This is a genomic window from Rossellomorea sp. FM04394 (assembly GCF_041889765.1).
Lineage (GTDB): Bacteria > Bacillota > Bacilli > Bacillales > Bacillaceae_B > Rossellomorea > Rossellomorea aquimaris_B.
Genome location: NZ_CP168654.1, coordinates 1584771 through 1604567, shown reverse-complemented (window position 1 = coordinate 1604567; position 19797 = coordinate 1584771). Strand labels below are relative to the sequence as shown.

Sequence of the window (19797 nt, the reverse complement as noted above, 5' to 3'; positions counted from 1 at the left end):
AAAAGAAGCTGTCCACTGGGTGGACAGCTTCTTTTCATTCTAGACTGCGGATGGAATAAACAACTCATCATCTGAAAGACAGGTTCTTCTTTTCCCGGATTTCTTCGCTGTATAAAGTCTTTGATCAGCAAGTGTGATAAGCTTTTCAGGGTCGTTGGCTTCAGTCGTTTCGGCTTGACCGAAACTCATAGAAATCGGCAGAGGCTGTAAGGACTCCAACCTGTCGTATAATTCCCTCAAAAACTGGTGGATAACTTTGTCATCCATATGAGGCAATAGGATGACAAATTCTTCTCCGCCATATCGAAATGCCTGTCCCTTATAGCCCTCCGAGAGGGTACGAAAAACTTCCCCTACCTTTCGAATGACTTCATCCCCTGTTAAATGACCATATTCATCATTCACTTTTTTGAAATCATCAATGTCACCCAGGAATATGGTGAAGGATTCATTCGCATCCACTTTCTTTCTAAACTTTTCCTGAAATGATAGTTGATTGAATAAGCCAGATAAATAATCTCTATGGGCGAGATGATGATAGGCTTCCTTTTGCACATAATGTGCACGCTCCCGCAGCATGATCAACGCCCCAAAAAGACCGATGATCCAAAGGAAAAACAAATTAAAAGAAAGTGTGAAATAATGTTGAAATTCATTTAAGTTGACGGTCATGATCCCCATTAATAGATATGCGAGGCTGAATACAACAAGGGAAATGAGGGCCCCTTTCGTTCTCCAGTAAATCGTTGCATGCATGACAAACAAAATTGAAATCGGATAAAGCGGACTATGTATCCCTTCTGATAGAAACATCAGCCAGATCAATGCCAGGAAATCGAATATGATCCCCGCTTTTAAGATGATTTGAAGACTTCTTTTATCATCCCTTGCCCGTATTAGTGCGATTTGAGTCACAAGCATATAGATGACACCGGATATCAATAAATAGGGGAAGATCTCTTTGTTCGTAGAGATATTATCTGAAAAGGGAGGGGCGTAAAATAGGAGTGTAGCAATCACTACAAACAGCCACCTCAAAGTAGAAAACAATTTCTCTGTTTCATAATCATTTAAATACAACGAAAATCTCATAAGCTTCATTCTCTCATTGTTTAATATATAGTTTAAATTTACCAAAGTTTATGAAAGGCGTCTATGTTCATATTCAAAAAAACAGACCAACATTTATCATATTGGTCTGCTACTCAGGAGAAGATTATTCGGTTACACCGTACCTCAACTTGCTTTCTTCTATCGCAATATTTTTGTCACTATGAGGATATTTCGTATTTTCGATGATTTGATAATCCTCATGACCTTTACCTGCAAAGATGATGATATCACCGGGTTCACTTACCTCCACTGCATGCTTAACTGCTTCTGCGCGATCCCCTATTAAAGCATATTGTTCATGCTGCATCCCTTTTTCAAGATCTTCTAGAATGCTGTCGTACTCTTCATATCTCGGGTCGTCTGTCGTTAAGATGACATAGTCTGCGAGTGATGCTTTTTCTGCCATGGTAGGACGTTTTGTCTTATCACGATTCCCTCCTGTACCGACAAGGAAAATGATTTTGTTTTCTTTAAACGGCAGGACTGATTGAATGGCGTTTTCGATTGCATCCGGCGTATGTGCATAATCAATGTAAACAGACAGTGGTGCATCCATTTCCACCTTCTCCATTCTGCCACTGACAGGTGGAAGGTCCCGAACAATCTCAACCAGTCTGGATACTTCCATACCCCTCGCATACAGACATGCCATAGCTGTAAGGACATTGTATACATTGAATTTCCCTAATAGCTTCATTTCCACCTCAAAGCTCCCTTGAGGAGAAATCAGCGTGAACTTCGTCAAATCATTAAAATACTCCACGTTCTCTGCCTTAAAGTCTGCGTGCCCTTCAAGTCCATAGCTGATTACTTCATGAGGAGTCATGTAACTGTAGCGCTCATACCAGTCGTCATCTGCATTGAGAACAACGTACTTTGGATTTTGTAAGTCTTGACCCAGTTGTGAGAACAATAACCCTTTCGCATATCCGTAATGTTCCATCGTCCCATGATAATCCAAATGATCATGACTTAAATTGGTGAAAGCCACTACATCAAAGTCGATACCCCATAATCTTCCCAAGGCGAGTCCATGTGAGGATACTTCAAGGGTAAAATTCTCAATATCGCGATCTATTGCTCTTTGAAGCATCTGCTGGTTAGTTAAGTTGTCACAGGTTGTGTTTTCACTCGGTAGCAGCTCTCCGTCTAAATTAAAACCGATGGTACCGGATAATGCGGAGCTCCGGTTGTCTTTTTTCAGAATGGAGTGGATCAGGTTACTTACTGTGGTCTTCCCGTTTGTACCAGTTATACCGAAAACCGTTAACTTTTGGGAAGGGTAATCATAATACTTATTCGATAATTGCGCCAAGGCTTTGAAGGAGTCTTTGACAACGACCAATGCCGCTTCATTTAAATCAATGTCCAATTGTTTTTCTGCAACAATCAGGGTGGCTCCTTTTTCAATGGCCATCTGTGCATAATCATGCCCATCCACTGTGTAGCCTCTTGTACATACAAACATACTGCCTTCTGTCACTTTTCTGGAATCTACATGAATTTCTTTTATTTCTGAAGGTAATTCACCGTAAATGGTTTTTAATTTAATGCTGTCTAACAGGTTATATGTAATCATATTCTTACCTCATTTGAATTAATATTGTATCTATTTTATCTTATCATCTTAGCTTTGATAAGAGAAATACCTCCTAAAATCAAAACAAACTTTTTTCACACAAATGTCACCTACCCTCAATTATACGAATTAAAACAATAAGAAGTCCTTCAATCTCCTATTGGGGGATGAAGGACTTCTTTTCTATTCCGCAACCATCTTCGATTGAACATAGTGCCAAAGTAATTTTTCTGTATGAAGAATCGATGATTCATGTGTCCGTTCATATGCGTGAGAAGCATCGATACCTGCTCCTATCAGTCCGTGAACAATATCAAATCCAGCCCGGATCGCCGCTGATGCATCAGATCCATAATACGGATAAATATCTACCTTATAATCGATTCCATTCTCTTCAGCCAATGATACTAAATGCTTACGTAACTCGTAGTGATAAGGTCCACTCGAGTCCTTCGCACAAATAGATACGGTGTATTCATCCGTTGATTGACCATCACCGATTGCTCCCATATCCACTGCCAGGTATTCAATGGTTTCGTCAGGAATATTAGAATTCCCCCCATATCCGATTTCTTCATTATTGGATATTAAGAAATGGGTCGTATAAGGAAGAGAGATTCCTTCTGATTTGATTTGGCGAATCAAGCAGAGAAGCATACCTACACTTGCCTTATCGTCTAAATGGCGGGATTTAATAAATCCGCTTTCAGTAATTTCAGCACGTGGATCGAAGGAAACAAAGTCCCCCACTTCTATACCAAGCCCTCTTACTTCTTCGGCATTGCGTACCTTTTCGTCAATACGAACTTCGATATTCGTTTCGTCCCGTTTTGCTTCACCTGCATTTTTGTAAACGTGAACGGAAGTCTGATGCATCAGAATCGTTCCACTGTAAGTTCTGCCTGAAGAGGTTTCAATCTGACAATACTCCCCTTCGACTGCATTCCATCTGAATCCACCAATCATGGATAAACGCAAACGGCCATCGCTCTTGATTTCCTTTACCATTGCGCCAAGAGCGTCCACATGTGCCGTCAGCATGCGATGTCTTCCTGAGTCTTCACCAGGAAGCGAAATGATAAGCGCACCTTTTCTGTTTCTTTTCATTTCTACATTTAAGTCTGAAAGATATTCCTCAACAAAATTCATGATCTTATTCGTGTTTCCTGAAGGACTTGGAATTTCTACAAGCTCCTTAATTAATTGAAGTGTTCTCTTTGTATCCGGATATGTATTCATTTGACTCCCTCCCTTTCCGTATTATACCGTCATTTGCCAGATTACTACAAATCATGTTTACCGAATATTCCATCGAATGTCGTTAAATCCCTTAACAGCTTCCTTTTCAAATTTCTTTCTCTTTTCTTTAATGAAAGGATGAACAAATCCACACTGTCCGCAGCTGTAAATGGCCACATTCCCCCCTAACCTCTGTCCATGGGGATATACCAATTGATCACCATATTCCTCTTTCATGAATAATTCGCTTTCATTTATTGTGGTATGACCGCAATATAAACATCCTTTAAACATCATATTTTCCTCCATTCCTTTTTGTACATGCCTATGACATGAACGGGAATACTATGAAAGGATTTGGAAGAAAGTTTACTGTTCGTCTTATACCTAACAGTATTCAATACACATTACTTGGGAGTGATATAGTGAACTCATCTACATTGGACAGTTTACCTCAGGGAAAGAAACATCCTAAAGGACTATATCTTCTATTTTTTACTGAATTATGGGAGAGGTATAGTTACTACGGAATGAGAGCTCTTCTTGTCCTTTATTTAACAACCGCTTTTGTGAGCGGAGGATTAGGTGTGGATCCCGCGAAGGCATTATCCATCTATGGTATCTATACAGGTAGTGTATATTTCACCCCAATTTTCGGAGGGTGGCTTACGGACCGCTATATTGGGTTAAGAAAGGCGATCACCATTGGGGGTATTACAATGGCGTGTGGAGATTTCTTAATCTTCCTGACCCACTCCCAAATAGGTTTGTATGCCGGATTAGCCCTATTAGTGATCGGAAACGGATTCTTTAAACCGAATATTTCAACCCTCGTCGGGGAGCTCTATCCACGACACGATAAACGAAAGGATGCGGCCTTTACGATTTTCTATATGGGGATTAACCTGGGAGCGTTATTCGCACCGCTGATTGCAGGTTTTCTTGCAGAGGATTTATTCCTCACAACGCTATCGGATGGAACGATGCACTATGGATTTAAATGGGCATTTCTTGCATCCTCCATCGGAATGGTTACCGGACAAATTATCTTTAGTACATTAAATAATAAGTATCTCGGAACCGTTGGGCTTAAGCCTAATAAAACGTTAGCTGAAGAAGCGAATGAAAACCAGAATGTTCCTTTAACGAAAAAGGAAAAGCAGCGTACAACAGCCATTCTCATCCTCGCCTGCTTTGTCGTTTTCTTCTGGGCTGGTTTTGAACAGGCAGGAAGCTCGTTCACTTTGTACACTAAAAACTTCATCGATCGGGAAGTTTTCGGCTACACTATACCCGTTGCCTGGTTCCAGTCAGTTAATCCCTTGTTCATTGTGATCCTGGCACCGATCCTCTCAAGTGTCTGGCTTAAGCTTTCAAGATCAAATCGAGGGGATTTGAACATGACGACAAAAATGGGAATCGGAATGATTCTCCTTGGACTCGGATTTATGATTCTCATTCCAGCAGTGATGCAAACGGGTTCGGATGAACAAAATATTACCGTAAAGGCAAACCTGTTATTTATCGTCTTTACTTATCTGCTTCACACACTGGGAGAGTTATTCCTTTCACCAGTTGGTTTGTCCCTTGTCAGTAAAGTAGCACCAGTAAAGATTGCCTCCCTGCTAATGGGCGTTTGGATGGCTGCGATAGGTGTGGCGAGCCTTCTTGCGGGACAATTGGCTTCCCTGACAGCTACGCTGGGATATTTGGAAATCTTCGCTGTCATCGGTGCCACAGCCATCATCCTGGGCTTCGTATTACTTGTCATTTCGAAAAAGCTTGTCTTAATGATGAGGGAAGAAAACCATACGTAAAAAAATAGGAGAACGCTTGGCATTCAAGCCAAGCGGTTCTCCTATTTCACCTTCTTCCCAGCTACACTCCCATTCAATAATCCACCAATCAATAAAATCGTGGAAGAAATGTAGAACCATACAACCAACGTAATGACACTGCCCAACTGACCATAAAACTGGGAATAATCGTTCAATTTCACATACGTACCATATAACCAGGAAACCCCCTGCCAGCCAAAGGTAGCGACTAGTGCACCGGGAATGACATGCAGGAAGGAAATTCGTTTACTTGGAACAACCATATATAGAAACAGGAAGAGTATGAGCATAAAGAGTGAACTTAAGCCCCATTTTCCTATGACCCATGCTTGACTCCATTCTCCGTTAATCCTCCCCTCTGCGAATCGTGCGTGACGGATATATTCCTCGACCACCGGTACGATAAGAGAAAAAGAAATAAGGAACATAAAACCGACTGTCAATAAAAGATCATACAATAACGCAACCAGAAAGGGCTTCTTCCTCTCAATCTTATACGCTTTATTCAATGATCTCACCATGGATTGGACGGCCATAGAGGAAAGCCAGAACGTAAAGAAGATGGAAATGGACAACACATCTCCCCGTTGGTCATACAAAATACGATCTATATTATTTTGAATGATGGCGTACGATTTATCAGGTGCAAATGGTTTAATGAGAAGCAATACATTGGTTTCTGAAATGGGCAGATAACTAATCAACGAGAAGACAAAAATTAAAAACGGAAAAATGGATAATAACAAATAATACGCCAACTGTGCAGAATGATCGAAGAAGCGTTCTTTAAAAAAACGAACGGTCACCATCTTGATATGATGTAAGATATTCATGATTTTAAACTCCTATATAGGAATGATATTCTTATTTTCCCCTTTCACTCACAATTCAATCATTATTGATCTGATTTGCATGAGCATTTGTCCTTTCTTCATTTTCCCTTTCAATATGGTAAGCGTTGAGAAATACTTAGAATAATGGAAAAGCCCCTTTTTTAACAAATCCCATAAATTTTAATGAGAAAAAAAGATAAATTTTTCCATACCATTCACCTTTATGCATTATAAATCATTCAATATTATCGTTATTTTCTATATTGGGGATGTATTTTCATATGATTAAATAGAAAACATCCAAAACTAATAAAGGATTTCTCCCGTTCATTCAAGAAATGAATATTAGAACGAAAATTTCTTGCATCACTGTTTAAAACAGACGAAAGGAAAGGGAGAATTGATATGGGCAACAATAAGGAAATAATGGGGAATGAAGATGTATACACAGACTTTATTAATAAAATGACCTATGGTGAATACCTTGGTCTGGATACACTACTCCATAGTCAGAAACGTTTATCCGGTCACCATGATGAAATGTTATTCATTATCATTCATCAGGTAAGCGAGTTATGGATGAAATTGATCCTTCATGAAATCAAGGCTAGTATCACTTCCATTCAAAAAGGTGAACTTTCTCCTGCATTTAAAATGTTGGCACGCGTTTCAAAAATCCAATCACAAATCATTCATGCCTGGGATGTACTATCCACACTTACTCCTTCAGAGTATGTCGAGTTCAGGGATAGTCTTGGGCAAGCCTCAGGATTTCAATCCTACCAATATAGAATGATCGAATTTGCTCTCGGATACAAAACGAAACATGTACTGGAAATTTATAAGAAGGATCCTGAGTTATTAGCCCAGCTAAAAGAGGCATACGAAGCCCCTTCCCTCTATGATGTTTCCATCCTCGCCCTGTCAAAAGCAGGCTTACCCATTCACGAGGATGTACTTCTTCGGGACTATAAGAAGCCTTACACGGAAGATCAGACTGTATTGGAAGCATGGACAGAAGTCTATAAGCATACCGATCAATATTGGGATTTATACGAATTAGCCGAAAAATTGATCGATATTGAGGATTGGCTTCAACAATGGCGTTTCCGACATATGAAAACCGTTGAACGGATCATCGGGCATAAAATGGGCACGGGAGGATCAAGCGGAGTAGGCTATTTAAAAAAGGTACTGGACCATCGGTTCTTCCCTGAGCTGTGGAATGTACGTACGAACCTTTGAAAATAAATGACGTAATATTCACGCATTCTATCGGCCTATTTTTATTTCCATCATTCGTAAGGGTTGCCTTTTATATGGTTACCTGATATTATGTAAGAGAATTATTTTTGTTCGGAATGGAAGGATAGACAAAGTTTTTAAAGCTTTTCGCCTTGAAGTTACATGAGCAAGAATAGTAATACAATTGTGTGGAGAACACACGAGGAGGTAACATTATGTTAGAAGGTACAGTTAAATGGTTTAACGCAGAAAAAGGTTTCGGATTCATCGAGCGCGAAGGTGGAGACGACGTGTTCGTACACTTCTCAGCTATTCAAGGCGAAGGATTCAAAACTTTAGAAGAAGGTCAAAAAGTTTCTTTCGAAATCGTTCAAGGAAACCGTGGCGACCAAGCTGCTAACGTTACTAAAGCATAATTCATGCTACTCACGAAGACCCTACTCTGTAGGGTCTTTTTTCTTTGCCCTCATCCATTAAGGCGTTTACAATAGTCATATCACTCAAACTAGGAGGCTTTAATTATGACTCGACACTCTTTTCATATCACGACGGATTGGCCGGGTTTACGAAACGATGTAGGAACCTTGAGCTCAGGAAATTTAGAAACAACAATATCGATTCCACCGGAAATGGACGGCCCTGGGATCGGAACAAACCCTGATGAAATGCTTCTGGGGGCTGCAGCTACATGTTACATCATTACACTGGCCGCAATGCTTGAACGAAGCCACATCGGGAAAACCGGCTTAACGATGACATCTGAAGGAATTGTAGAAGTGGAAAAAGGAGTTATTACGTATAAGGAAATCATTCATCGTCCTGTCTTGACATTAGTCCCCTCCCTTACAGAAAAAGACATCTCCCTTGCTAAAAAACTGTTGTTGAAAGCCGAGCAGTCTTGTATGATCACCCGTGCAATCAAGGGGAATGTCACTGTTAAAGTTGATCCCACCCTTCATCTATCAAAGTCATAAACAAAGGGCACCCAAGCGGATGCCCTTACCTTTATTGAAATCGATTATGATTCAGCGTGAACAAGCTTCACTAACATATGGGCAAGCATATGCTGCTCATCCTTGTTACCCGCTTTCCATAATTCATATAATAACTTCTCTTCTCTATTCTTAGGCTCTTCATGTGCTGCAAGATAGTCCCCTACCTTCTGGGCTGCCTTAGCTTGCTGCTCTTCATTCATCCCTAACTTATCAGCCAAGGAAACTTTATTACCTAAGTATTGTTTGAAACGATCAAAGTTTGAAAGAATATCCTCTTTCTTGTCCTGAGACATATTGTCTAACGCACTGTCTACTTTCGACTCCATTTTTTCCTCTGTAGAATGATTTGCCATGTAAAATCTCTCCTCTCATTCAATCTAGTATGTATATTCCCACCACTGGGAGAGTTAAACATATATATACATATTATTGGTAATGGAAACCCCAACTCTCTCCTTCCTGTTTAATCATTTGCTCCAGAGTGTAAACAATATAGTGGACACTAGAAAATGAGGAGGACGAAAAAAATGAAGAATGATAAGAAGAAAGTTGCCATTATTACAGGAGCAAGCAGTGGGATCGGACAAGCTACCGCGAAGGAATTAGCCTCAAAAGATATAACCGTGATGCTTGCGGCAAGACGCGAAGAACGATTACAAGAATTGAAGGATGAAATTGAACAATTGGGCGGAACTGCTTATTACCATGTAACAGACGTGACGAATGCAGAAGAAATGGAACAACTGGCTAAAAAGACGGTAGAACTGGCCGGCCATATTGACATTCTAGTAAATAATGCAGGACTCATGCCCCTTTCATTAATAAATAAAAGAAAAATTAAAGAATGGGATCAGATGATTGATGTGAATATTAAAGGAGTACTTTATGGAATATCTGCTGTTCTCCCATATATGGAAGAACAAAAGTCAGGACATATTGTAAATATCTCTTCCGTAGCAGGTCATAAAGTGATGCCCGGAAGCTCCGTCTATAGTGGGACCAAATATGCCGTTCGTGCGATTACAGAAGGTTTAAGGCAGGAAATGAACGCTTCCCATAACATTCGTACGACGATTATCTGTCCAGGTGCAGTTGCAACCGAACTGACAGAAACGATTACGGATGAAGATATATTAGCCGCGTTTAAAGATCGTGACATGAAGCCACTCGACAGTGAAAATATAGCGAAGTCGATCTCTTACGCCGTCGAGCAGCCGGACCATGTAGATGTAAATGAAATCATCGTACGCCCTACGCAACAAGACATGTAAACCACAAGGAGGATGAATCATGAATACACAATTCGATAAACTATTTATTAATGGAGAATGGGTTAAGGGAAGCAGTGAGAATTTGATCCCCAATAAAAACCCATTCAATGATAAAGAGCTTGGTTCCTTTAAAGCTGCCAGTAAAGAAGATCTGGACACCGCATATAAATCAGCTCAAAAAGCTCAAGAAGCCTGGGCGAAGGAACTTCCTCAAGTAAAAAGAGAAGTGATGGAAAAAGCCGTCCATGTCGTCGAAAACAATCAGGAATTGATCATTGATTGGCTCATCAAAGAGTCTGGCAGCACATACATGAAAGCGGCAGGCGAAGTGAAGGTCTCCATTAATAGTATGAAGGAGGCGGCAACCTACCCTTACAGAATGGAAGGAAAAATCCTGCCTTCTCAAGTGCCCGGGAAAGAAAACCGTGTCTATAGAGAACCACTGGGAGTTGTGGGAGTAATCAGCCCCTGGAATTTCCCTTTCCATTTAGCTGTACGCTCAATCGCAACGGCTTTAGCAACCGGAAACGGTGTGGTGGTTAAACCCGCTACCCACACCCCTGTGACAGGCGGATTATTATTTGCAAGCATCTTTGAGGAAGCGGGACTCCCAAAGGGATTACTGAATGTAGTCGTCGGAAAGGGGTCAGAAATAGGTGATGATATCGTCACTCACCCGATTCCGCGTTTAATCTCCTTTACAGGTTCCACTGAGGTGGGACGTCGGATAGGTGAGCTTGCTGGAAAGAACCTCAAGAAGACTGCTCTTGAGTTAGGAGGGAATAACGTCTTCATCGTCTTGGATGATGCGGATCTTGATCAGGCGGTTGAATCTGCCCTATTCGGTAAGTTTTATCATCAAGGACAAATTTGCATGTCTATAAACCGGATCATGGTTCAAAGAGGCATGTACGATAAATTTATCGAAACCTTTGTATCACGTGTAAAAGAACTAAATGCAGGAGATCCTTCAGATAAAACAACCCATATCGGTCCTTTAATTGACCAAGATCAAGTAGACCGAATCCTGAAGGATATTGAAAGCAGCAAGGAACAAGGAGCGGAAGTTGTATTAGGAGGCAACGCTGATAAAAATTTATTGCACCCTACCGTAATGACTCACGTAACCAACTCAATGCCGATTGCGAAAAATGAAATCTTCGGACCTGTAGCAGCCATCATCCCGTTTGAAGATGACGATGAGGCGATCCGCTTGGCCAATGAACATCCTTATGGGTTAAGTGGGGCTGTACATTCAGCTTCTATTGAGAGGGCGACGAATCTTGCACACCAAGTTCAGACCGGGATGATTCATATTAATGATGAACCTGTGAATGATGAGCCGCACATGCCATTCGGAGGAGAAAAGGATTCTGGTCTTGGCCGTTTCAATGGCGAATGGGCTCTTGAAGAATTCACAACGGTTAAATGGGTCGCCGTTCAACATAAGAGAAGAGATTATGGACCTTTTATTGAGAAGAAATAAGTCAAAAAGCGAGTCGTGATGACTCGCTTTTCTTATGGGATGATTGTAATGCAGTTTTATAAAATCTGTAAATAAAAAACTGCTTTTCAATGAGAAAAATACAGCATTTAGCTCTGAAAAACGCATTTTGAAAGGAAGTTGGTCCATTTCAATAACAAGTTACCAAAATTCCATTCATTATTATTTAAAGTTGACTGGATATCAGCCATATTTTCATTTTATCGGCGATATTCTGATTTTATCAGCGAAATCAGTACTTTTATCGGCGAAATTTCAAATATAACGGCGAACTGGCTAATCACGACTAATCTAATTTTATAGTTCATCAAACCCATTAGCATCCGAAGTCTTCGTATATTGTCTTGATTTCTGTTCAAAGAAATCGGTCTTCCCTCTGTCCACTTCCTGATAGGCAATGATCCATTTTAGAGGATTCGATTTATACCCCTGGAATGGCTCTTCAAATCCCAGCTGCTTGGCTCTTTTATTCGCCATGAATTTAATATAATCTTCAAGATCGCTCATTAACAGCCCATCAACGTGAGATCCGATGATTTCCCTTCCCCACTCAATCTCCAGGAGAGCCGCCTGTTTGAAAGCATCTTGTCCAAAGTAACTCAGCTCTTCCGTTTGATAAGAAGGGTTCTCGTTCAGTACCTCTTTAAATATTTTTTCAAATAAGCCGACATGCAGTTGTTCATCCCGATTGATGTAATTGATCATCGTAGAGGTCGCCACCATTTTCTGATTTCTGGCCAAATTGTAGAAAAAGGCAAACCCGGAGTAAAAGAACAATCCTTCCAGAATCACATCATAAATAATCGACTTTAATAGATTCTCAATGGTTGGGGATTCGACAAATCCTTTATATCCATTCGTGATAAATTCATTCCGCTTTTTTAAGATTGGATCGTTCTTCCAGAAATCAAACACTTCATCCTGTTTCTTTTTGGACACGATACTGGATAACACATAACTGTACGAATGGTTATGGACGACCTCCTGCTGTGCCAGAATGATCATCAGTGCATTCAGGCTGGAATCAGTGAGATAGTCTGCCACTTTACCCGCGTAATCTGTCTGCACACTATCTAGGAGAGCCAGAAGGCCGATAATTTTCAAGAAGGACTCCTGCTCCCTTGATGAAAGAGTAGGGAACTGCTTGATATCCTTTGCCATGTTGATCTCAAAAGGTGTCCAGAAATTCCCGAGCATTCTCTTATATTTCGGATATGCCCACGAGAACCTGACATCATCCCAGTTTAATATATTCGAGCTTTTCCCGTTTACGATACCTGTTGATTTATTTGGGGCCTTTGAATCTATTAAGATTCGCTCCTTTAATTCGTTCACGTTCTCTTCTTCCTTCCTGTTAGCTATGGCAGCTTTCGCATTCTTCAAAATTTGAAACAGATGTTGATCGCACATAGTAGGTAGTTTTCAATCCTGACTTCCATGCATCTAAATGAAGAGACAATAACTCTATCGCCTTGATGTCATTCCGCACATACAAGTTAAACGATATTCCTTGATCTATATGACGCTGTCTCATCTCATTCTGTTTAATACTCCAGTGCTGATCTACGTTATAAGCCGTTTTGTAATACCAGGTGGTCTTAGGCGATAAATCAGGGGCTGTCACGGGAATCTTATAATCCTTCTTTTCTTCCGAGTACTCTAATCTGAATAAAGGATCTATACTTGCAGTGGATCCCGCTATGATCGAGGTGGATGAATTAGGTGCCACGGCCATTAAATACCCATTTCGGATTCCTTTTGAAGAAATATCATCCTTGAGTGCATCCCACCTAGGTCCAGAGTACCCTTTCTTTGAAAAATACTCTCCTGTGGACCAATCTGAACCGCTGAAATATGGATAAGAACCTTTCTCTATTGCTAATTCATGACTGGCTTTTATCGTGTAATAGGCAACCTCCTCGTAAAGGGAATCACAATATTCAACGGCTTCATCGCTCTCCCATTTCAACCCTTTTAATGCAAGGAGGTGATGCCACCCAAAGGTTCCTAATCCAATCCCCCTATAGCGCCTGTTTGTCAATTGGGCTTGCAGGACTGGAAGTTTATTAATATCTATGACATTATCAAGTAATCTTACACCTATGGATACGACTCTTTCCAGTTCATCATCCATGATTGTTTTAGCTAAAGAAACAGATGCCAGATTACAGACGACGTAATCTCCGGGAGATTTATAGGTAATGATTTTCCCGTCCTTTATAACCTCTTCTTCCATGACTGTCGCACTCATATTTTGGGCGATTTCCGTACATAAATTACTACAGTAAATCATCCCTTTATGCCCATTGGCATTTAGCCGGTTAACTGAGTCACGGTAAAACATGTATGGTGTTCCTGTTTCGAGCTGGGAAATCAGGATCCGCTTAAAAATTTCAATTGCCGGGACGACTTCCCTTGAGAGATCGGGATATTCTACACACTCCCAATACTTATCCCTGAAAGAACCTCCTCCATCATGTTCATCATAATAATCTTCCAGTGAATACCCCATGACCACCCTTACTTCATGAGGATCAAATAAATACCATTCCCCTCTCTTCTCCACTTGCTCCATAAATAAATCAGGTAAGCTGACACCCGTGAAAAGGTCATGGGTACGCTGTCTTTCATCTCCATTATTTAATCGTGTATCAAGAAAAGGAAAAATGTCCTTATGCCATACATCTAAGTAAACAGCGATCGCTCCTTGACGCTGACCTAATTGATCAACGGATACGGCTGTGTTATTTAACTGCTTCATCCACGGAATGACACCTGAACTTACTCCCTTGAAACCTTTGATATTACTTCCCCGGCTTCGGACCTTCCCTAAATAGATACCAAGTCCTCCACCGTTTTTACTTAATGTGGAAACATCTGTATTGCTGTCGTAAATACTTCTTAAATCATCTGCCACCGTATCAATAAAACAGCTTGATAACTGACCATGACTTTTGCCGGCGTTGGCGAACGTAGGTGTTGCTACCGTCATATACAAATTGGAAAGTGCCCAATATGCTTCCTGAATGAGCGCCATCCGCTTATCACGGGGTTCGTTCATAAAGAGTGTCATGGCGATTATTAGAAATCGCTCCTGCGGTAATTCAAGGATTTCACCATCATGGGATTTAGTTAAATACCGCTCTGACAATGTCACGATCCCTATGTACGTAAACAGATGGTCTTTAGATGCGTCCATGATCCTCCCCAAAGAGTCAATTTCATCTTTGCTATAGGATTCCAATAGTTCGGTCGTAAATAGTTTTCTATCAGTCAATTCTTGAATTAATTCATAAAAGGAACTGTACAGCACGCTTTCTTCAACTCTCCTTGAATAAGCGACGGTACGATAGAGTTTCACTAAATATAATTCTGCAGCAACATACGTCCAATCAGGTTCATGTGCAGAAATTCGTTCGACTGCCGTGAGGATCATGAAATGGTATAGCTTTTCTTTGCTCGATTCAGATTGACCTTCTGCATACTTAAAAGTCTTTTCATCGAATTCTTTAAAAGGTAGGTGTGGAAAGCGACTGTGGAGTTTTGTAAGAATCGCTTTCGCTTCCATTTTGATCCTTTGATCCTGTGATACGATTGACATCATCATTCCTCCCAAATTTATACAGTGTGGGAAGGAGTCAAAAAAAGCCCATCCTTCTTAGCGGATGGGCTTTATGTACGATAGATATATGCATAGGCTAAACGGCCTATTCCAATCCTCGCTTTATCCTCCCAATTCCCGAAGAAGATAATACATGATAAACAAGGCAGGTCTCCTGACTCATGCTTCACCCTACTCTAAGGCCTTCCCATCGTATACGACAGTGGCAGTTCCTTATTTCGTCAGCACTTACAGTTGCGGGGACAGCTCCGGATTCACACCGGATTCCCTTTTAAGTCCATTCAGACACCCTATTCACAGGTCATTATCAATATATAGTTGAATTAATGAAATGGAACACAAAATGTTGTGTTCTGTTAAATCATAAACGATTAAAAATAATTTTACAAGTGAAACTATTTATTTTGTTTTGAAGCTAGAATCTTTTACTAGTATCACGCTATTACACTCGTAAAGTCAAGATATGTTATAAAGAAGGAAGGAAAAATCCTTCCTTTGAAATATGCTTATAATTATTATTTTCCATGAAAAGAATAGGAGAAGATTGAATAGTATGTTCAAAAGGACACTAGTCCCCCGACACCTTCATATATGTTAGTTGAGAAAATGATAAGCACTCTCTATAATTCAAATAGAAGGTTGTTTGACAGTATTCTTTGGTCCCCAATATTTTTTATAGGCTGTTTAAATGGAGGAAGATATCTCGATTTAAACAGCCTCTTTTTTTAGCAGCAGGGTTCTTACATTTTCATTTCTGCCCGGCAGTTGACAGTCGGATGTAACTGCATACATTATAGTGAAAGAGGGACCTATTAGTAATGCACTGTATTTCAACCTTATTACAATCTATACTTTTCGGCTTAAATACTTTCTTTTTACTGGCTTTTCATTTAAAATGCGCATTAAGTGATTTTTTGAAATCACACCTTACTTCTGAAAGGAGTCTATTATGAAAAAATTATTAACGGCTTTACTATTGACATTATTAACGATTGGACTAGCCGCTTGCGGTTCGAACGAGGAGAGCCAAAAACAAGCTAACGATAAAGCGAAAACAGAAGAAAAAAGCGATGGACAGGCTCAAGAAGAGCAAGCGAAGCAAATGGAAGAAATGCAGAAGAAAATGGATGAACAGAAGGTTGAAAAAGATAAGATCGTTGCCATTGTAAACGACGAAAAAATTAAAGGTGAAGATTTCAATAACGTATTGACTCAATCACAAATGCAGTATCAACAGATGGGACAAGACCCGACAAGTAAAGATGCAGCAAAGAAAATAAAAGAACAAACGATTGATAGTCTAGTTGGACAAACACTCCTTATGCAGCAGGCTGATGAAAAAGGCTACAAAGCATCTGAAGACGAAATCAATAAACAATTGGAAGAAGTTAAAAAGCAGTATGGTGATGAAAAGAAGTTTGAAGACGCAATGAAAAAAGCCGGATTTACGATGGATGAGTTAAAAACTCAAATCGCTGAAAACATCAAATACACAAACTACGTTGAGAAAGAAATCAAAGTAGGAGAAGTCTCTGAAGAGGAAATGAAGAAATTCTACGATCAGTATGCAAGTCAGCAAGGTCAAGGTGAATCAAAGGACGCACCAAAATTCGAAGAAGTTAAACCTCAGATCAAGACTCAGTTAGAACAACAGAAAAAACAAGAAAAACTTGTTCAGCATGTAGAAGATTTAAAGAAAAATGCTAAAGTTGATGTAAAAATCTAAAGCATCATTGTAGAAAGCCACCTATCCAGATAGGTGGCTTTCTTATGTTCTATTCCCCCATTATGTTTTTCTCTGATCAAGAAGGGTATGGTACAACAACGACTCATTAAGGGAGGATGAAAGATTATGACGAAGAGGGCCAATGACAATCCCGAACAAATCAATCAAGATCATGACGGCATTCTCGATCAGCATGAAAGTGAGCAAAATGTGGATCCAATTCCCCTCGATGACTTAAAAAAAGAGCAGCTGGACGAGAAAAATAAACATCATACGAAAGATGACTCATCAAGCAAAGAATAATACGTAAATCAAAAGCCCTGTGGGATTCCCACAGGGCACTCTTTTATTTAGATAACCAATCCGTATGGAATGTTCCTTCCTTATCCACTCGCTGATACGTATGGGCTCCAAAGTAATCTCGTTGGGCTTGAAGAAGGTTGGCAGGCAGTGACTCAGAGCGATAGCTGTCATAATATGCTAAAGCACTCGCAAGACCTGGTACAGGGATCCCTAATTTAATGGCTGTAGCCACCACTTCCCTAGCTTCCTCCTGATAGTTTTCTACGATTTCCTTGAAATATGGGTCAAGAAGTAAATTCGTTAATCCCGGTTCACGATCATAAGCTTTCTTGATTTCTTCCAGGAAGCCTGCACGAATGATGCATCCACCTCTGAAGATCATGGAAATCTCGCCGGGCTTCAGGTCCCAGTTATACTCATCCGAAGCAGATTGAAGCTGGGCGAAACCCTGTGCATACGAACAAATTTTGCTTAAATACAACGCTTTACGAATCATTTCGATAAACTCTTCTTTGTTACCTGAGAACTCCTTATTTCTTGGTCCTCTTAAGATTTTACTTGCCTTCACTCTTTCTTCCTTCATTGCAGAAATGAAACGGGCAAACACAGATTCAGTAATGATTGATAATGGTACACCTAATTCCAGTGCAGAAATACTCGTCCATTTCCCAGTTCCTTTCTGGCCTGCTGTATCCAGGATCACGTCAACAAGGGGCTTTCCTGTTTCTTCATCCACTTTTGTGAAAATATCCGCCGTGATTTCAATCAGGTAGCTGTCGAGCTCCCCCGCGTTCCATTCTTTGAATATTTCATGCAGCTCTGTTGCGCTTAAACCCAATACATTCTTCATAAGATAATACGCTTCACAGATAAGCTGCATATCACTGTATTCAATTCCATTATGGACCATTTTCACATAATGGCCTGATCCATCCGGACCGATATATGTACTGCATGCATCGCCCTTTACCTTTGCCGCGATTGCTGTCAGGAAAGGCTCGACCAAATCGTATGCTTCCTTCTGACCGCTCGGCATGATGGCAGGACCGTATAAAGCGCCTTCTTCCCCGCCCGAGACGCCTGCACCGATGAAGTTGATTCCTTTTTCATCAAGTTCCTTATTGCGGCGGACCGTATCTTCAAAGTATGTGTTTCCTCCATCAATCAGGATATCTCCCTGATCTAAATGAGGAAGCAATGACTCAATCGCTTTATCGGTGATGTTACCGGCAGGTACCATGATTAATATTTTTCGTGGTGTTTCCAATGACTGGACGAACTCCTTCACATCGTGTGTACCGACCATTTTCTTTCCCGGATGTTCTTCAAGAACTTCCCTTACCTTCTCATCAGAAACATCATATATAGAAACTGAATAGCCTCTGCTTTCGAAATTCAAGGCCAGACTCTTTCCCATCACTCCGACACCAGCGACTCCTATTTGTTGTTTTGTCATAGATTGAACATTCCTTTCAAATCGAGTAAATATATTTTCACCGTTTATATTATAATACGAAATAATTTTCCGTGGTGTGTTTTTTATGAAATAATATTTTTTTATTTTGTCATTTAGGTTAAAATTATTTTCATCAGTAGTAAATGCAAAAAGGAGGTTATACATGAATACCGATGAAAATGTACAACATTGCTTGCCACGAATCAGAACCCATTACTCCCAATTCAGTGAAAAAGAAAAGATGATTGCAGATTTTATTATTGCTAATCCTGAAAAAATTATCCACTCTACCATTAGTGGTGTAGCAGAGGACCTGGGGGTTGCAGACGCCACAGTCTTCCGATTCTGTAAGCGATTAGGCTTTAAAGGCTACCAGGCCATGAAGATTTCCCTGGCTTCGGACCTCGTAAATCCTATTAAAGATATTCATGAAACGATCAATGAGGAGGACTCTGAAGGAGTTATTGCCCAAAAAGTGTTCCGATCTAATATTAGAACCCTAGAGGATTCATCACGTTTGCTGGACGAGGAGATGTTCACGAGAGCCGTTCAAGGGCTGCTTAGTGCCAGAAGAATCGAATTTTACGGAACGGGTGGATCTGGTTTTGTTGCCATGGATGCTCATCATAAGTTTCTTAGAACAGGGATGACCACTACGGCTTACAATGATTCTCATATGCAGATTATCTCGGCTTCTCAACTAACAGTAGAAGATGTGATTGTGTTTATCTCTCATTCAGGATCGAACAAAGATTTAATGGAAGTGCTGGAAGTTGCCAAGAAAAATCGTGTCAAAACCATTGCCATCACTCATTTTGCTAAATCCCCTCTAAGCAATGGCGTCGATATTCCTCTATTTACCGTATCTCAGGAGACCGAGTATCGGTCAGAAGCACTAGCTTCAAGGATTAGTCAGCTTAGTATTGTGGATGCACTATATGTTAATACCATGATGAAAAGAAATGAACTGTCGAAAGACTCTTTGCTAAAAATGCGTGACGCTATCTCCATTAAGAAAATATAGTATATCCACTAACGGCTATCTGAAGGATAGTCTTTTTTTGATCAAGGGC

Annotated in this window: 18 protein-coding genes and 1 riboswitch; of the genes, 9 read left to right on the top strand and 9 right to left on the bottom strand. The window is 40.4% G+C overall.

Annotated elements, in window-relative coordinates:
• Positions 1–39 precede the first annotated feature (39 nt).
• The 4 genes from ACCB35_RS08065 to ACCB35_RS08050 all read right to left on the bottom strand — a co-directional run bounded on the left by ACCB35_RS08065 (position 40) and on the right by ACCB35_RS08050 (position 4228).
• Positions 40–1092, bottom strand: coding sequence for a GGDEF domain-containing protein (locus ACCB35_RS08065; protein WP_374056476.1), 1053 nt, complete (start codon positions 1090–1092; stop codon positions 40–42).
• A gap of 124 nt (positions 1093–1216) precedes the next feature.
• Positions 1217–2692 (bottom strand): UDP-N-acetylmuramoyl-L-alanyl-D-glutamate--2,6-diaminopimelate ligase, encoded by a 1476-nt coding sequence (locus tag ACCB35_RS08060; protein WP_374056475.1) that lies wholly within the window; start codon positions 2690–2692, stop codon positions 1217–1219.
• Positions 2693–2875: 183 nt separating this feature from the next.
• On the bottom strand, positions 2876–3931 hold the full coding sequence (locus ACCB35_RS08055) for a M42 family metallopeptidase (RefSeq protein WP_374056474.1): 1056 nt from the start codon (positions 3929–3931) through the stop codon (positions 2876–2878).
• 57 nt (positions 3932–3988) lie between these two features.
• The gene (locus ACCB35_RS08050) at positions 3989–4228 is read right to left on the bottom strand and encodes a hypothetical protein (protein ID WP_374056473.1); all 240 of its coding nucleotides are present in this window, start codon (positions 4226–4228) and stop codon (positions 3989–3991) included.
• A gap of 125 nt (positions 4229–4353) precedes the next feature.
• On the opposite strand from ACCB35_RS08050, the gene ACCB35_RS08045 reads away from it, so the two are divergent.
• Positions 4354–5748 (top strand): peptide MFS transporter, encoded by a 1395-nt coding sequence (locus ACCB35_RS08045; RefSeq protein ID WP_374056976.1) that lies wholly within the window; start codon positions 4354–4356, stop codon positions 5746–5748.
• 41 nt (positions 5749–5789) lie between these two features.
• Here ACCB35_RS08045 and ACCB35_RS08040 read toward each other — a convergent pair whose 3' ends face one another.
• Positions 5790–6602: a YihY/virulence factor BrkB family protein gene (locus ACCB35_RS08040; RefSeq protein WP_374056472.1), complete on the bottom strand. Its 813-nt coding sequence runs from the start codon at positions 6600–6602 to the stop codon at positions 5790–5792.
• Between the two features lie 405 nt (positions 6603–7007).
• Here ACCB35_RS08040 and kynA point away from each other — a divergent pair, with 405 nt between their 5' ends.
• The 3 genes from kynA to ACCB35_RS08025 all read left to right on the top strand — a co-directional run bounded on the left by kynA (position 7008) and on the right by ACCB35_RS08025 (position 8821).
• Positions 7008–7847, top strand: coding sequence for a tryptophan 2,3-dioxygenase (gene kynA / locus ACCB35_RS08035; protein WP_374056471.1), 840 nt, complete (start codon positions 7008–7010; stop codon positions 7845–7847).
• A gap of 215 nt (positions 7848–8062) precedes the next feature.
• On the top strand, positions 8063–8263 hold the full coding sequence (locus ACCB35_RS08030) for a cold-shock protein (protein ID WP_034763568.1): 201 nt from the start codon (positions 8063–8065) through the stop codon (positions 8261–8263).
• Between the two features lie 105 nt (positions 8264–8368).
• Positions 8369–8821, top strand: coding sequence for an SACOL1771 family peroxiredoxin (locus ACCB35_RS08025; RefSeq protein WP_374056470.1), 453 nt, complete (start codon positions 8369–8371; stop codon positions 8819–8821).
• 44 nt (positions 8822–8865) lie between these two features.
• Here ACCB35_RS08025 and ACCB35_RS08020 read toward each other — a convergent pair whose 3' ends face one another.
• Positions 8866–9195, bottom strand: coding sequence for a DUF3243 domain-containing protein (locus tag ACCB35_RS08020; RefSeq protein ID WP_374056469.1), 330 nt, complete (start codon positions 9193–9195; stop codon positions 8866–8868).
• Between the two features lie 174 nt (positions 9196–9369).
• Between ACCB35_RS08020 and ACCB35_RS08015 the strand changes: the two genes are divergently transcribed.
• Positions 9370–10113 carry an SDR family oxidoreductase gene (locus ACCB35_RS08015; RefSeq protein ID WP_374056468.1) on the top strand — a complete coding sequence of 248 codons (744 nt, stop codon included), beginning with the start codon at positions 9370–9372 and terminating at the stop codon, positions 10111–10113.
• 19 nt (positions 10114–10132) lie between these two features.
• Entirely contained in the window at positions 10133–11599 is a 1467-nt protein-coding gene (locus tag ACCB35_RS08010) for an aldehyde dehydrogenase family protein (RefSeq protein ID WP_374056467.1), read from the top strand.
• Positions 11600–11914: 315 nt separating this feature from the next.
• Here ACCB35_RS08010 and ACCB35_RS08005 read toward each other — a convergent pair whose 3' ends face one another.
• Positions 11915–12952, bottom strand: coding sequence for a ribonucleotide-diphosphate reductase subunit beta (locus tag ACCB35_RS08005; RefSeq protein ID WP_374056466.1), 1038 nt, complete (start codon positions 12950–12952; stop codon positions 11915–11917).
• Between the two features lie 19 nt (positions 12953–12971).
• Positions 12972–15218 carry a ribonucleoside-diphosphate reductase subunit alpha gene (locus tag ACCB35_RS08000; protein WP_374056465.1) on the bottom strand — a complete coding sequence of 749 codons (2247 nt, stop codon included), beginning with the start codon at positions 15216–15218 and terminating at the stop codon, positions 12972–12974.
• A 147-nt stretch (positions 15219–15365) separates the two neighbouring features.
• Positions 15366–15547, bottom strand: a riboswitch (cobalamin riboswitch).
• 641 nt (positions 15548–16188) lie between these two features.
• Between ACCB35_RS08000 and ACCB35_RS07995 the strand changes: the two genes are divergently transcribed.
• Positions 16189–16965 carry a SurA N-terminal domain-containing protein gene (locus tag ACCB35_RS07995; protein WP_374056464.1) on the top strand — a complete coding sequence of 259 codons (777 nt, stop codon included), beginning with the start codon at positions 16189–16191 and terminating at the stop codon, positions 16963–16965.
• 126 nt (positions 16966–17091) lie between these two features.
• Positions 17092–17268, top strand: a complete 177-nt coding sequence (locus ACCB35_RS07990) for a hypothetical protein (protein ID WP_172655620.1) — start codon at positions 17092–17094, stop codon at positions 17266–17268.
• A 43-nt stretch (positions 17269–17311) separates the two neighbouring features.
• Here the strand turns inward: ACCB35_RS07990 and gndA are convergent, their stop codons facing one another.
• Entirely contained in the window at positions 17312–18724 is a 1413-nt protein-coding gene (gene gndA, locus ACCB35_RS07985) for an NADP-dependent phosphogluconate dehydrogenase (protein WP_374056463.1), read from the bottom strand.
• Positions 18725–18887: 163 nt separating this feature from the next.
• On the opposite strand from gndA, the gene ACCB35_RS07980 reads away from it, so the two are divergent.
• Positions 18888–19748 (top strand): MurR/RpiR family transcriptional regulator, encoded by an 861-nt coding sequence (locus tag ACCB35_RS07980; RefSeq protein WP_374056462.1) that lies wholly within the window; start codon positions 18888–18890, stop codon positions 19746–19748.
• The last annotated feature ends 49 nt before the right edge of the window (positions 19749–19797 follow it).